This is a genomic window from Paenibacillus sp., assembly GCF_035645235.1.
Classification (GTDB): domain Bacteria; phylum Bacillota; class Bacilli; order Paenibacillales; family YIM-B00363; genus Paenibacillus_AE.
Genome location: NZ_DASQMZ010000179.1, coordinates 1 through 13,108 on the forward strand (window position 1 = coordinate 1; position 13,108 = coordinate 13,108).

Here is a 13,108-nt window from a genome sequence, read left to right on the forward strand (position 1 = left end):
CGATCGTCTCCCACTGCTCGCCGAGCGTAAAGCCGAGCCAGATGAATAGGATCGACCACGGAATGACCGCGAGCGTCGTCAGCACCGTAAACTTGCCGATCGGCATCCGCGCGATGCCCGCCGGAATCGAAATCGCGTGCCGCACGACCGGAATGAACCGCGCCGTAAAGATCACGCCCGTGCCGTATCGGTCGAACCATTGCTCCGCGACGTCGATGTGCTTTTTCTGAATCAGTAAGTATTTGCCGTACTTCTCGAGAAACGGCCGGCCGCCGTATTTGCCGATCCAGTACACGAACAGCTGCGCGATCACGCCGCCGATCGTGCCGAACACGACCGCGCCGAAAAACGAAATGCGCCCCTGCGACACCAAGTATCCGCCGTACGACAACACGATTTCGCTCGGAATGACCTCCAGCATGAGACCGATCATAATGCCCCAATAGCCGAGCTGCTCCAGCCAGACCAGCACCGCTTGTACCACGTCATGCAACATTGCGTTCGCTCCTACGTCGTTTTCTGGATAACGTCTTTCATTGTAATGTATTCCCTGCGGAAAAGGAACATGTCCCCCCGTCATATTGAAGGACGAGACACATACACTTGTACAAATGTGCGGAAGGGGGTCGGGCGGATGAAATCTCGAATCGTCGTGCTGCGCCGCTGGCAGCTGGCTGCGATCGCGCTGGGCTTCGTCGTCGTCGCGGCGACGACGTGGGCGTGGGAGCGCGGCGGCGAGGCGGTGACGGCGGACGCGATGCCGGTCGGCGAGCGCGTCATTCATATGGTGACCGGCGAATATTCGACTACGACGAAGGACGGCCAGGAAATCGAAGCGTACCGCTGGGACCCGGGGACCGTGTTCGTCAACAAAGGCGAGAACGTGAAGCTGAAAATTTTGGGCGTGAACGGCGACCATCACCCGTTCCTCATCGAAGGGCTGAATATTCAAGGCGTCGTCAAGAAAGGCGAGGAAACCGTCGTTTCCTTTCACGCTTCCAAGGAGGGCATTTACCGCCTGATCTGCCTCACGCATCCGGACGCCGGCAACCACGGCCCGATGATCGGATATATCGTCGTAGACTAACGTCTCCCCTTCCTCTTGCATATGGTGAGAGGAGAGGAGATGGGTCGCATGAAGCAGCAGAATCAGAAACATACCGCGCAGCTGCCTTCGCCGAGAGGCATCCGTCGCGCCTGCAGCCGCGAGCTGTACCGGACGCTGAAGCGCCTGAACGCCTACGTGCCGGAAGAGAAGGTGCAAGAGGCGGAGAAGCTGTATTTCGAAAAGGTCGTCGGCAACCTGCTTTGGATTTTCGAACATCGCTCCAATAAGAAGAAGCAGGCCGAATGGTGGGCCGTGGCGGTCGCGCCCGACATCGCCGAGCTGTGGGGCGTGAACGAAGAGCAGCTCGTTCGCGCGTTCAAAGAAGGCTTCGCCGGCGCCTAAAGCCGCGATGCGTAGGGCCGTCCCGGACAGGGGCGGCCCTCGTCGTTCGCGCGGCGGTCCGGGTCCGCAGCCAAAGAAAAAAGGCGCCGAGCGGCGCCCCCCTTCCTACTTGTATGCGAAGCCTACGGATGCTGGAACAGCTCGAGCTTCTCGCCGTTCGGGCCGTAAAAGAAGGCGATCTTGATGCCGTGCAGTATCGTGCGCGGCGTCGTATCGATCATGTTCACGCCCGCCGCGACGAGCCGCGCGATCTCGGCTTCGATGTCGTCGACGGTGAAGGCGACGTGATTGACGATGCCGTCCGACGACAACGCGTCGCCGTACACGCCCCCGATCAGCTCGATCTCCACGCTCTCTTGCCCCGGGAAGGCGAGGAACGACAGCTCCACCGTTTCGTTCAACGCGACCCGCCGATCGAGACGCATGCCGAGCATCTCCGTATAAAACTTGATCGATTCGTCCATATCCTTGACCATAATGCCGATGTGTTCCAGCTTCTTCACAGAGAACTCCCCTTCCAGTATAATAATTTGATTGTACCGAAAGGGGCTCCACTTTGGAAACATTGCTTCCGGAAACGTTGCTTTTCCTAATCGCCGCCGGATTTCTCGCCGCGTTCGTCGACTCCGTCGTCGGCGGAGGCGGCTTAATTTCGATGCCGGCCCTTCTGCTTGCGGGCTTGCCGCCGGCCGCCGCACTCGGCACGAACAAGCTCGGCGGCACCGCATCCTCGATGACGAGCTCCATTCAGTTTCTCCGCTCCGGCAACATCGAGAAGCGGCTCGCCTTCGCGTTGTTCCCGCTCTCCTTCGTCGGTTCGGCGCTCGGCTCGTTCACGGTGACGCGGCTCCCGTCCGAATTCCTGAAGCCGCTCGTCGTCGTCCTGCTCGTCGTCGTAACGATCTATACGATTTTCAAGAAAAGCTGGGGCAAAGACGCCGTCTACCGCGGACTGACCAACGCCAGGCGCGCGGGCATCGCGGCCGCCGCCTTCGTTATCGGCTATTACGACGGCTTCTTCGGGCCGGGCACCGGATCGTTCCTCCTGTTCGCCTTCCTGCTGCTCGGCTTCGACTTCGTCCGCGCCGCCGGCAACGCGAGGCTGCTCAACTTCGCGAGCAATATCGCGAGCCTCGCCACGTTCCTCGCCTTCGGCCTCGTCAACTTCGCGTACGGTCTGCCGATGGCGCTCGCAATGATCGCGGGCGCGTTCGTCGGCTCCCGCTTCGCGATCAAGCGCGGCGCCGCGCTCGTAAAGCCGCTGTTCATCGCGGTGACGACGCTCCTGATCGGCAAGCAGCTGTGGGATTTATGGCTTGCGTAAATCCGGCAGCTTGAACGTGACGAGCCCGAGCAGCGGCAGCACGCTGGCGGCGATGAACACGGGTTTCAGGCCGAAGTGGTCGATGAACGACCCGAGCACGACGGCGCCGAGCGCGCCCATGCCGAACGCGAGTCCTACGATGAGGCCGGACGCCGTACCGATATGATTCGGCATGAGCAGCTGCGCGTACACGACGACGACCGAGAAGCCCAGCATCGAAATAAAGCCGATCACCATGAGCACGGGAACGACCCACGCCTCCGGCAGGAACGGCAGCGCCATCGCGAACGGCGCCGTGCCGGCCATCGAGCCGAAGATGACCGTCTTCGAGCCGAACTTGTCGGCGATCGGGCCGCCGAAGAACGTCCCGGCGACGCCGACGAGCCCGAAGACGAACAGCGGCAGCTGCGCCTCGGCGAGCGTCGACCCGAACTGCTCCGCATAGAAATACTGATAATAAGTCAAGATCGCGGTATGGTACGTCGAGCGGGCGAACGTCAGCAGGACGAGCAGCGACATGCCGAGCCATACGTACGCCGCGACGCCGCCGCGGCGCGTTTCGCTGCCCAGCGTCCGGTCCGTCCCGGCCGCTCCCGCCGGCGCCCCCGCCTCCGCTCCCGCCGCCGCAGATGCGGGCCTTGGCTTCGGCCGCCGCAGATGCATATTCCCCTTATACCAACGAGAGACGAACCAAGAGACCGCGACCGCGAGCGCCGCGACGCCCATAAACCAGAACGCCGCAAGCTGGCCGAACGGCAAAAACAAATAACGCGTCATCAACGGCTGCAAGGAGCTTCCGCCGTTGCCGCCGACCTGATAAATCGACTGCGCGAGTCCCCGCCGCTCGCCCGCCGCGAGGAACACGACCTTCGACCCTTCGGGGTGGAACACGGCGGAGCCGAGGCCGACGAGCACGACCGCGGCGAGCAGCGCGAAATAATTCGGCGCGAGCGCGATGCCGGCCATGCCGACGAGGCTCATCAGCATGCCGAGCGGCAGCATGAACGGCGACGGCTTCCGGTCCGAGTACATGCCGATGACCGGCTGCAGCAGCGACGAGGTGATGTTCAGCGCGAAGATGACGAAGCCGATCTGCGTGTAAGACAGATCGAGAGGCTGCTGCAGCGCCGGCAAAATCGCCGGCACGACCGCCTGCATCGAGTCGTTCAGCATATGAATCGCGCTGACGCCGAGCACGACGGGAAATACGGTGCGAACGGCGGCCTGCGCGTGCGCATTCGGCGCCGGCTTCGCCGCCGATCCTTCGGAGGTTGTCATGTTGTCGGTTCCTCTCCCATTTCTCTTTTTCTCATATCTCTACAGTCTAGAAACCCTGCCCCGCAGCGTCAAGCGTTTTGTTGGCGGCGCGGCGGTACGCGGCGGGGGGTACGCCGACGAGCCGCCGGAACAACCGCGCGAAATACGCGCCGTTCGGCTGACCGACCCGCTCCCCGACCGCTTGCACCGGGAGATCCGTGCGCAGCAGCAGCTCCTTCGCCTGCTCCACCTGCAGACGGTGCACATATTGCAGCGGGCTCATGCCCGTATGCCGCTTCAAGCAGCGGGCCAAGTAATCGAAGTGGAAATGCAGCTCCCGCTCCATCCGGCCCGCGTCGAACGGCTCGCCGAGGCGCTCCTGCAAATATCGCGCGACGGCGTCGCAAATGCGCAGCGTGCGCGCGCTGCCCGAATCCCCGCGTTCCGGCTGCAGCCGGACGAGCAGCTCGCCGAGCTTCGCCTGCAGCCGCAGCGCCGACTGCAGCGTCAGCGACCGGTGCAGCCGCACCATCTCGTCCAGCAGCGGCACCAGCGGCTCCATCGGCACCGTCCCCCGCTTGGGCAAATACAGCTGCTGCCGCACCGGCTCTCGGTGGTGATCGGTCCCCGGCTCGACCGCGCGATGCCACGGGATCGACTCCCGCGCCACGGCGCGGCGCGGCGGCGCATGGGCGAAATGCACCCAATAGATCTCCGTCGCTTCCTCCACGGGGCGATGACCCCAGTGCGTCTTCCCCGGCTCGAGCACGATCGACTCCCCGCCGGCGACCGCATGCTCGTCCCCGTCCTCGCAAATATAAAACGTCCCGCTCCGGACGAAAATCGCGTCGTACACTTCGAAATTGCGCCGAAGATGCGTCATGCCCGGCGACCATATCGAATGACCGACCGTGATGAGCTGCGGCAACGGCGGAAAATCGAGCTCTAAGCACAGCACCCGCGTCACGCTCCGTTCGTCGAAATCGTGCGGGCTTTGGTCGAGATCGTCCCTTCCCGCCGCCCGCGGCATCGCTTACGCTTACCGTATCATCATTCTTACATAGGAGAGGAAACTTTGCCATGAGATTTCGACAGGTGCACCTCGACTTTCACACGTCCGAGGCGATTCGGGGGATCGGGAAGCATTTTCGGAAAGAGCAGTTCCAAGAGATGTTGAAAAAGGGTCACGTCGACTCCATCACCGTCTTCTCGAAATGCCACCACGGCTGGGCGTATCACCCGTCGGAGGCGAACGAGACGCATCCGGAGCTCGATTTCGACCTGCTCGGCGCGATGATCGAGGCGGCGCACGAGATCGGCGTCAACACGCCTGTGTATTTGTCCGCCGGGCTCGACGAGAAGCTCGCGCGGCGGCGGACCGAGTGGCTGATTCGCGGGCAGGACGAGCGCACGAATTGGGCGAAGGATTTCCTGACGCCGGGGTATCACCAATTTTGCATGAACACCCCGTACCTTGACGTGCTCGTCGCGCAAATCGAGGAAGTCGTAACGCGCTACGACGCGGACGGCATCTTCCTCGACATCGTCGGCATTCGGGAATGCTATTGCCAGCACTGCGTCGCGTCGATTCGCGCCGAGGGGGGCGATCCGCGCGACAAGGCGGCGATGAAGAAGCTGTGGGAGCGCACGTACCTGAACTACGCGCGGCGGACGAACGAGGCGGTGCATAAGCATAAGCCCGGGCTGCCGGTGTTCCACAACGGAGGCCATATTACGAAAGGGCGCCGCGACCTCGCGTTCCTGAACACGCACCTCGAGCTCGAATCGCTGCCGACCGGCGGCTGGGGCTACGACCACTTTCCGCTGTCGGCCCGGTACGCGCAGACGCTCGGCATCCCCTATCTCGGCATGACCGGTAAATTCCATACGTCATGGGGCGAATTCGGCGGCTACAAGCACCCGAACGCGCTCCGGTACGAAGCGGCGCTGAGTCTGGCGAACGGCGCGCGCTGCTCGGTCGGCGATCAGCTCCACCCCGAGGGCGCCATGGACGAGGCGACGTACGCGCTCATCGGCGCGGCGTATGCGGAAGTGGAAGCGAAGGAGCCTTGGTGCATAGATACGGAAAATGTCGCCGACATCGCCCTGCTCTCCCTGGAGGCGCAACAGGCATATTTGTACGGCGAACCGGAGTCGCGCCATATCCATGCCGACGCCGGCGCGGTGCGCATGCTGCTCGAGGGCAAGCTGCTGTTCGACGTCGTCGACCGCGAGGCGGACTTCGCCCGGTATCGGGTGCTCATCCTGCCGGACGCCGTCGCCGTCGACGACGAGCTGGCGCGCCGGCTCGAGCCGTTCCTGCGCGCGGGCGGCAAGGTGCTGGCGACGGGCGCCTCGGGGCTGACGCCGGACGGCGGCGCGTTCGCGCTCCGGCTCGGCGCGCGCTGGCTCGAAGCGAACCCGTACCGCCCGAGCTACTTCCGCCCGGCGTTCGGCATCGCGGGGCTGCCGGAGGCGTCGTACGTCATGTACGGCGCCGGGCAGCGCGTCGCGCTCGCGGAAGGCGGGATCGAGCACGGCTCGCGGGAAAACCCGTACTTCAACCGCGACGTATTTACGTTCTGCTCGCACCAGCATACGCCGAGCACGCTGTCGTCCGACGGCCCCGGCATGACCGAAGGCGAGGACGGCATGTACTTCGCGTGGAACGTCTTCGAGGATTACGCGAAGAAGGGCAGCCTGCACCTCCGCGAGAGCGTGCTGTACGCGATCGACCGGCTGTTGGCGCGCCGAACGGTCCGCGTCTCGCTGCCGGCGCAGGGCGTCGTCACGCTGCAGAAGCAGCCCGCGGCGCGCCGCTGGGTCAACCACCTGCTGTACGCGTCGCCCGTCCGCCGCGGCGAGGGCATCGAGGTGATCGAAGATGTGATCCCGCTGCGGGACGTCTCCGCGTCGGTCGTCGTACCGGCGCCCGTGACGGATGTGTACCTCGCGCCGAGCGGCGAAAAGCTGCCGTTCGCGCAGGACGGCGACGTCGTACGTTATACCGTACCGGAGCTGACGTCGCACGCTATGGTCGTGCTGCAGTTTTAACGCGCCCCCATTCGGCGCCGGCTCGCTCCGGCGTCGGGCGGGGGTTTGTGCAGCGCCCCCTTCCATGCGAAAATAGTTGTCAAGGAGGGATGTCGGTTATGTGCGGACGGTTTACGCTCACGGCCGATTGGGGCTTGGTGCGGGAATGGTTTTTCATCGAGCTGGCGGAGCGAATGGAGCAGATCGCGCCGCGGTATAACGTCGGTCCGGGGCAGGACGTGCTCGCGGTGATCGCGCACGAGGGCAAGCGCCGCGCCGGACTGCTGCGTTGGGGGCTGAAGCCGTCCTGGTCCGGCGGCGAAAGGCGCGCATCGGCGCCGCTGGTGAACGCCCGGGCGGAATCGCTCGCGGCGCGGCCGACGTTCAAGACGCTGCTGGAGCGGCGCCGATGCCTGATTCCCGCCGACGGCTTTTACGAATGGAAGAAGACGGCGGACGGAAAGAAGCAGCCGCATCGGATCGTACTGACCGACCGGCCGCTGTTCTCGTTCGCCGCCCTGTATGATACGTACGTCGCCGAGGACGGCACGCGGCACCACTCGTGCGTCATCGTGACGACAGAGCCGAACCGGACGATGGCCGGCATCCACGACCGGATGCCGGCGATTTTGCGCCGCGAGGACGAGCCGATGTGGCTCGACCGCGCGGTGAAGGCGCCGAACCGGCTGCTGCCGCTCCTGCGGCCGTACGACGACGACGCGATGCGCGCGTACCCGGTGTCGACCGCGGTCGGCAACGTCCGCTGGGACGAGCCCGCCTGCATCGCGGAGGTCGCGCCGCCGGAGCCGCCGCCGACGCAAGGTACCCTGCTGTAGCGGTTCGCCTCTCCCGCCGCCCGTTAACGTCGCTTCTCCTAGCTCGGCCACGGTCCCTGCCGCTTCCCGGGCGCCGCCCCGCTACCTCGGGAAGGCCGCTTTAATGGCCGCGACGATACTGTCGGCCATCGTCATGACGCGGTGCAGCGACGTATTTTGCAGGATGGCGTACGACTTCATCCCGGCGCCGTTGACGATGCCGGCGATGCCGTAGTCGCCGACGGGCGGCAAATTGCGCCCGAGCGAGGCGCCCGGCAGCGTCGGCACCGACGTCACCTGAAACTTGCCGACCGACTCCGGCCGGCCGAGCGCCGCGTCGATCGCGACGACCGCTTCGCTCCCGGGCGGCAGCGCGGCGAGCTCCGCGATCCACGTCGGCAGCGTGTTGGCGTCGCACGGCGAGGCGAGCGTGCCGATCACGCGCTCGTAGCCCGCCGCGGCCAGCGCCGTGCCGACGAGCGGCCCGAGCGCGTCCCCCGTCGACCGATCCGTGCCGATGCACACGAACGTAACCGGCTTGGCCCCGATCGCCTCCCTCAGCTCGAACAGCGCTCGCTTCAGCCCTTCCCCGTCGACCGTCGTCCATCGCTCCATCCCGCCGCTTCCTCTCGTTCGCTCCGCATACGACCGCCGGAGCATTTTCTTAGCAACCATGATACAATGAATCCATTCACAACGGAAGGGACGGGAAGACATGGACTTGACGAAGGCGACGCCGGAGAACGTCGACTACATGGTCGACCAAATCAAGACGCGGCTCCGCATGGCGACCGGGGCGGCGATTAAGTCGACGAACTTCAACGAAGAGACGTACGAGGATTTGAAAGACATTTACGATATGGTCATGAGCAAGGAACGCTTCAGCATCAGCGAAATCGAAGCGATCGTCTCCGAGCTCGGCAGGCTCCGCAAGGGGTAGTCGTCGTATATAAAGCAAAGAAAGCCGGTCCGGGGCTGTCCCCGGCCGGCTTTCTTCGCTTTATTCGGAAATCTCGAGACCGCTGCGCGGATCCGTGAGCTTCAGAAGAATTCTGTACGCGTCCGCGGTGCCGAACGCTTCCGGATGCGACCTTGCGTACTGCAGCAGTTCGACGAGGGTCAACGGCTCCGTGCTGGCGATTTCGCCGCGGATGAACGCTTCGTACGCGCGGCTGTTCGACGGCGTCGTGTCGTCGATCGCGAGCACTAGCTTCGCGTTCCCGCCGTTCGAGCGAACGACGAGGTACGCCGCGCCGTCGATCGACGTGTCGATGCCCTGTCTGTAGGGCGACACGCCCTTCGGCACGGTCGCGATCGGCGCGCCGATCATATGCTGGGACGCGTCTGCCAAATAGATATCGTATGAAATGATGCCGGTCTCGTCCGCGGGCGCGTTCCACCATACCATGCCGCCGATTTTCCCGACGGTCAAGTCCGTGTCGACGAAGCCGCCGGTAAGGTCGATCGGTTCGCCCTCGCCCCCTACGAAGTCCACCAGCGCGCCCGACCCGGGCTCGCTGTAAGCATCATAGGGTTCGCCTTCGCCGTAATCGACATGGTGCTTCATATATACCGCGATGCCGTTCGCTCCCTCGGGTACGGCCGTATCAGTGGGAATGAACGCCGTGAATGGAACTTCCGCTTCCAAAGCCTCGATCCCGAACGGGAAGCTGTACTGCAAAATCGACTGTTTCGGCGTCACCGTTACGCCGTCGTCATAGACGAAATATACGACGTACCCCATCGGCGAGTAGTACGGTTCGTAATTTGCATAGTTCCAAGTCAGAATTCCCCCGATTTCCCCGCTGTCGGAATCGTAATCCGCGAACGACACATCGTAAGCGACGGGCAGACCGGGATCTACGGTACCGGGTCCTTCTGCCGGCAAGTCGGTCGCGTAATCGCCCCAAACAACGAGTTCCCCGCCGTCGTAATAATCGCCGTCCGGCGAACGGATCGTAAAGAGCAGCTCCGCCGCGCCGTCGGGCACGGTCAGCTCCGCCTCGAACAGCGTACCGGACAACGGGAACGAGATGAGCGGATCGCCCGCCGGATCGCCGAATTCGTCCACGGCAACGACGACGTAGGCATAACCGGCGAATTCCGGGGTAATCGTCTCGGTGTCGATCGCGAACGTGCCCGCGACGTAACCAACCCTTTCATCCTCGTCATGGAACCACCAATCCGGCAGCGTGACGGGCCCCTCCCACTCCGGAGGAGGCGGCGTCTCGAACTCGTAAAAACTCGCATTCACCGTCGGCTCCTCGCCCGATACGGTGTACGGGAACACCCCGATGCCCGCCGCGCCTTCCGGCACGGCCGTCCCGCGCGGGATGGTGACGTAATGCTTGTAGCCGCCGAACGTCTTTAAGATCGGGGCCCCGACGGAAAGCCGCTCTCCCGCACTATCGACGAAGTACAGCTTATATCCGGCGAACGAGGAGGTATCCGCCGAATCGTCGAACGTCCAAGTCACGCCTCCGCCGATCGCAGGCGTCGCGTCCGTATCGCTGAACGAGACGACCGGCGTCGCGAGCTCGGCAGGCGTGTACGATACGGGCTCGGCGGAAATATTGTCGAACAATGCGTCTAATTCGATTTCGTAACCGACGGCGCCTTGATCGTCGACGATTCGTATGAGGATTCTGTCTAAGTGGTGATCGATGTCCCACGAACCTGCGGACAACGTCACGGGTTCCGTGCCGAAGGGCACCTCTCCCAAAACATATTCGACGCTCCCCTCGGAGAACGGCCGGTAAACCACCTGGTATTTCGTAGCGCCTCCGATGGAAATCGGATGGTCGATCGCAATCTGCACGTTCATTTCGTTCGCATAGCCGTCGTATTCATTTCCATTCGTGTCGTTATACTGCACGGAAGGAACGTTCGCCGGATAATCTACGATCGGGAACGGATACGGCAGCGTATAGACGCCGGCAGCGCCCGAAGTGCCTGTGACCGTCACATCCAACTGTAAACCAACGGCTCCCTCGGGAATCGGAACGTCGTCGAGCTCCAAGCGATTGAACGTTAAGCCCGTCGCGACTTCCTCGAGTTCCGTGCCTGACGCGTCGACGAAGTAAGCGCGGTAAGACAAGCTGTCCCCCGACCAGGAAGAAGCGCTCCAATCCAATTGACCGCTGATGCGTCCGACTTCGGGGTTTGAATCTCCGTAAGACAAGGAATCCTCGGAGTAGAATTCAAAATTGGTCGGTATAAACGTCGGCAGCGCATAGACGGTGCCGAGATCGACGTCCCCCGTCAGCGGTCCGACAAAACGGGTCAATGTATGGTAGTCCTCATGATAATCGCCAAATGCATTGTGTAGCAACTCATGCGCAGTACCGGCCGGGATGTCAGTAAAAATGCAGCTGCCGTCCGACCCTGCATACCCAAGCCTCTTATCGGAGCTGTAAGAATCGTATAAGTACGCACCTGCGCAACCTAAAACCGCCTCAGTCAAATAATTCACGATGCGCGCTCGGATTTGCAGCCCGGTCGAGACGAGCGGTTCGAGCGCGACAGGACTGGGAATTTTCGAATCGTCGTTTAACTCGTCCGGTCCGATCTGATTGAAGTTATTGTCCCCGAAACCGTGAGCCAGCCCGCCTTCGTAAATGATAAACGAAATTTCCTGCCCGGCATGGAGATACGACACGGCCGACGATTCCATCGCGGGAATGACGATCGGATCGTAAGCGGTCTCGTAATAACTGTCATGCGCCAATTCCCCGCTATAGTTCGTTCCGATCCCCTTAATCTCTCCGTTCTGATCTACTACGAGCGTGTGCGAATAACCCGTCGCGATCAAACTCGGTTGCAGCGCCTCGAGTTCGGGGAGCGGTTCCGGAAAAGTATAGAACCAATAGGTCGAAGCCGTTGCATCCGTCAATTGGTTATCGGCATTCTCTCCCCATCCGTAGATCGAGCCGTCGTCGGCCACGACGATGCTGTGATTCGCCGCGAAATCCGTGTGGATGCTGCGAACGCTCTCGCCAATTCCCGAAACTTCCATCGGATATGCAGAATAAACGCCGTAGCCGGAAGCCCCGGTGCCCAGCTGTCCGCGACTGCTGTCGCCCCAAGCGTACACGACGCCCGTTACCGTTTCTTCGACTAGCGCTAACGCGAAGTCCTCTCCGGCCGCAATATCGGCGATCCCTTCCAGCGGATCGTCTTGATCGAGTTCGGCGGGAACTGGAACGTTCGAATCCGCCGTGTTTCGGTTCCCCAACTGACCTTGGGAGTTGCGCCCCCAGCTATATACTTTCGTACTGGAGGTGAGAGCCATACTAAAATACGCGCCTGCATCTACCTTCGTAACGTCCCCTGCCTCATCCGGAAACTCGACAAGGCGAGCGAAGTACGAATCCTGAAACGACCCGTGACCCAGTTGGCCGTAATCGTTCTCGCCCCACGTCCAGACTCTCCCATCAAACCCGAGCGCAACCGTATGGCCTCCTCCGACGGCGATCTGCTTGATTCCTGTTAGCGGCGTACCGTCTTCCATGCGAACCGGGGCCGGCGTAGCATATGAAATTCGGTGATTGGAATCCATGTCCGTGCCGAGCGGACGCCATCCCCAGCTCCATACGCCGCCGGCCGTATCCAGGGCGCTGGTCATGTGGTACCCGGACTCGACTTGTTTATACCCGGGCGGCGTGTCGATGGTCTCCGCCCGCGCCGGCGCCGCCGGCAACAGGGACTGCAGCAACAACGCACCCGATAAGGTGCACGCGACCATTTTCAAGAAGAACGTAAGTTTTCGCACCTTGCTCTCTCCCATTCCTATAATGCGTGGTTAACTATTCTATACTAGCAACAATTAACCATAGAAAATAGGAGCTGCGTCACAAAACGAAATTTTTTTTGCGCGTTCGGATTAGGTTTGACCGTAATACGAGCGGTACCATTCCACGAAACGGCGGAGACCCTCCCGCAGCGGCGTGGCCGGGCGGAAGCCGACGTCCCGCTCCAGCTCGGAAATGTCCGCGTACGTCGCCTGAACGTCGCCGGGCTGCATCGGGGCGTATTCGATCTTGGCCTTCGCCCCGAGCAAATCTTCGAGCGTCGCGACGAATTCGCCGAGCGCGACGGGTTCGTGATTTCCAATATTGTAAATCTTATATGGTCCGTAGCTCCCGCTCGGATCCGGGTTCGCGCGGTCCCACGCCGGGTTCGGACCGGGCGGACGGCGCATGACGCGCACGACGCCTTCGACGATATCGT

Annotated in this window: 12 protein-coding genes and 1 pseudogene; 6 read left to right on the forward strand and 7 right to left on the reverse strand. The window is 62.4% G+C overall.

What is annotated here, in order from left to right; genetic code table 11:
• A partial coding sequence (locus tag VEZ38_RS17085) for a DedA family protein (protein ID WP_324895588.1) occupies positions 1-496 on the reverse strand: 496 nt, incomplete at its 3' end.
• A gap of 138 nt (positions 497-634) precedes the next feature.
• Between VEZ38_RS17085 and VEZ38_RS17090 the strand changes: the two genes are divergently transcribed.
• Together VEZ38_RS17090 and VEZ38_RS17095 are read left to right on the forward strand one after the other, a co-directional pair.
• Positions 635-1,087 (forward strand): cupredoxin domain-containing protein, encoded by a 453-nt coding sequence (locus tag VEZ38_RS17090; RefSeq protein WP_324895590.1) that lies wholly within the window; start codon positions 635-637, stop codon positions 1,085-1,087.
• Positions 1,088-1,135: 48 nt separating this feature from the next.
• The gene (locus tag VEZ38_RS17095) at positions 1,136-1,450 is read left to right on the forward strand and encodes a dehydrogenase (protein ID WP_324895592.1); all 315 of its coding nucleotides are present in this window, start codon (positions 1,136-1,138) and stop codon (positions 1,448-1,450) included.
• Positions 1,451-1,572: 122 nt separating this feature from the next.
• On the opposite strand, the gene VEZ38_RS17100 is transcribed toward VEZ38_RS17095, so the two are convergent.
• Positions 1,573-1,953 carry a VOC family protein gene (locus VEZ38_RS17100; protein ID WP_324895594.1) on the reverse strand — a complete coding sequence of 127 codons (381 nt, stop codon included), beginning with the start codon at positions 1,951-1,953 and terminating at the stop codon, positions 1,573-1,575.
• Positions 1,954-2,006: 53 nt separating this feature from the next.
• On the opposite strand from VEZ38_RS17100, the gene VEZ38_RS17105 reads away from it, so the two are divergent.
• Positions 2,007-2,774, forward strand: a complete 768-nt coding sequence (locus VEZ38_RS17105) for a sulfite exporter TauE/SafE family protein (protein WP_324895596.1) — start codon at positions 2,007-2,009, stop codon at positions 2,772-2,774.
• On the opposite strand, the gene VEZ38_RS17110 is transcribed toward VEZ38_RS17105, so the two are convergent.
• Together VEZ38_RS17110 and VEZ38_RS17115 are read right to left on the reverse strand one after the other, a co-directional pair.
• Entirely contained in the window at positions 2,760-4,052 is a 1,293-nt protein-coding gene (locus VEZ38_RS17110) for an MFS transporter (RefSeq protein WP_324895598.1), read from the reverse strand. The genes VEZ38_RS17105 and VEZ38_RS17110 overlap by 15 nt on opposite strands.
• Positions 4,053-4,098: 46 nt before the next feature.
• Positions 4,099-5,061 (reverse strand): AraC family transcriptional regulator, encoded by a 963-nt coding sequence (locus VEZ38_RS17115; RefSeq protein WP_324895600.1) that lies wholly within the window; start codon positions 5,059-5,061, stop codon positions 4,099-4,101.
• A gap of 50 nt (positions 5,062-5,111) precedes the next feature.
• Between VEZ38_RS17115 and VEZ38_RS17120 the strand changes: the two genes are divergently transcribed.
• A complete protein-coding gene (locus VEZ38_RS17120; RefSeq protein ID WP_324895602.1) occupies positions 5,112-7,085 on the forward strand; it encodes an alpha-amylase family protein in 1,974 nt (657 codons plus the stop codon).
• 98 nt (positions 7,086-7,183) lie between these two features.
• Positions 7,184-7,900, forward strand: coding sequence for an SOS response-associated peptidase (locus VEZ38_RS17125; protein WP_324895604.1), 717 nt, complete (start codon positions 7,184-7,186; stop codon positions 7,898-7,900).
• Between the two features lie 81 nt (positions 7,901-7,981).
• Here the strand turns inward: VEZ38_RS17125 and yyaC are convergent, their stop codons facing one another.
• The gene (yyaC, locus tag VEZ38_RS17130; RefSeq protein WP_324895606.1) at positions 7,982-8,494 is read right to left on the reverse strand and encodes a spore protease YyaC; all 513 of its coding nucleotides are present in this window, start codon (positions 8,492-8,494) and stop codon (positions 7,982-7,984) included.
• Between the two features lie 100 nt (positions 8,495-8,594).
• Here yyaC and VEZ38_RS17135 point away from each other — a divergent pair, with 100 nt between their 5' ends.
• The gene (locus VEZ38_RS17135; RefSeq protein ID WP_324895608.1) at positions 8,595-8,819 is read left to right on the forward strand and encodes a DUF1128 domain-containing protein; all 225 of its coding nucleotides are present in this window, start codon (positions 8,595-8,597) and stop codon (positions 8,817-8,819) included.
• Positions 8,820-8,879: 60 nt separating this feature from the next.
• Here VEZ38_RS17135 and VEZ38_RS17140 read toward each other — a convergent pair whose 3' ends face one another.
• Positions 8,880-12,650, reverse strand: a complete 3,771-nt coding sequence (locus tag VEZ38_RS17140) for a hypothetical protein (protein ID WP_324895610.1) — start codon at positions 12,648-12,650, stop codon at positions 8,880-8,882.
• 111 nt (positions 12,651-12,761) lie between these two features.
• Positions 12,762-13,108: pseudogene (locus tag VEZ38_RS17145) on the reverse strand (capsular biosynthesis protein CpsI); the annotation flags it as partial.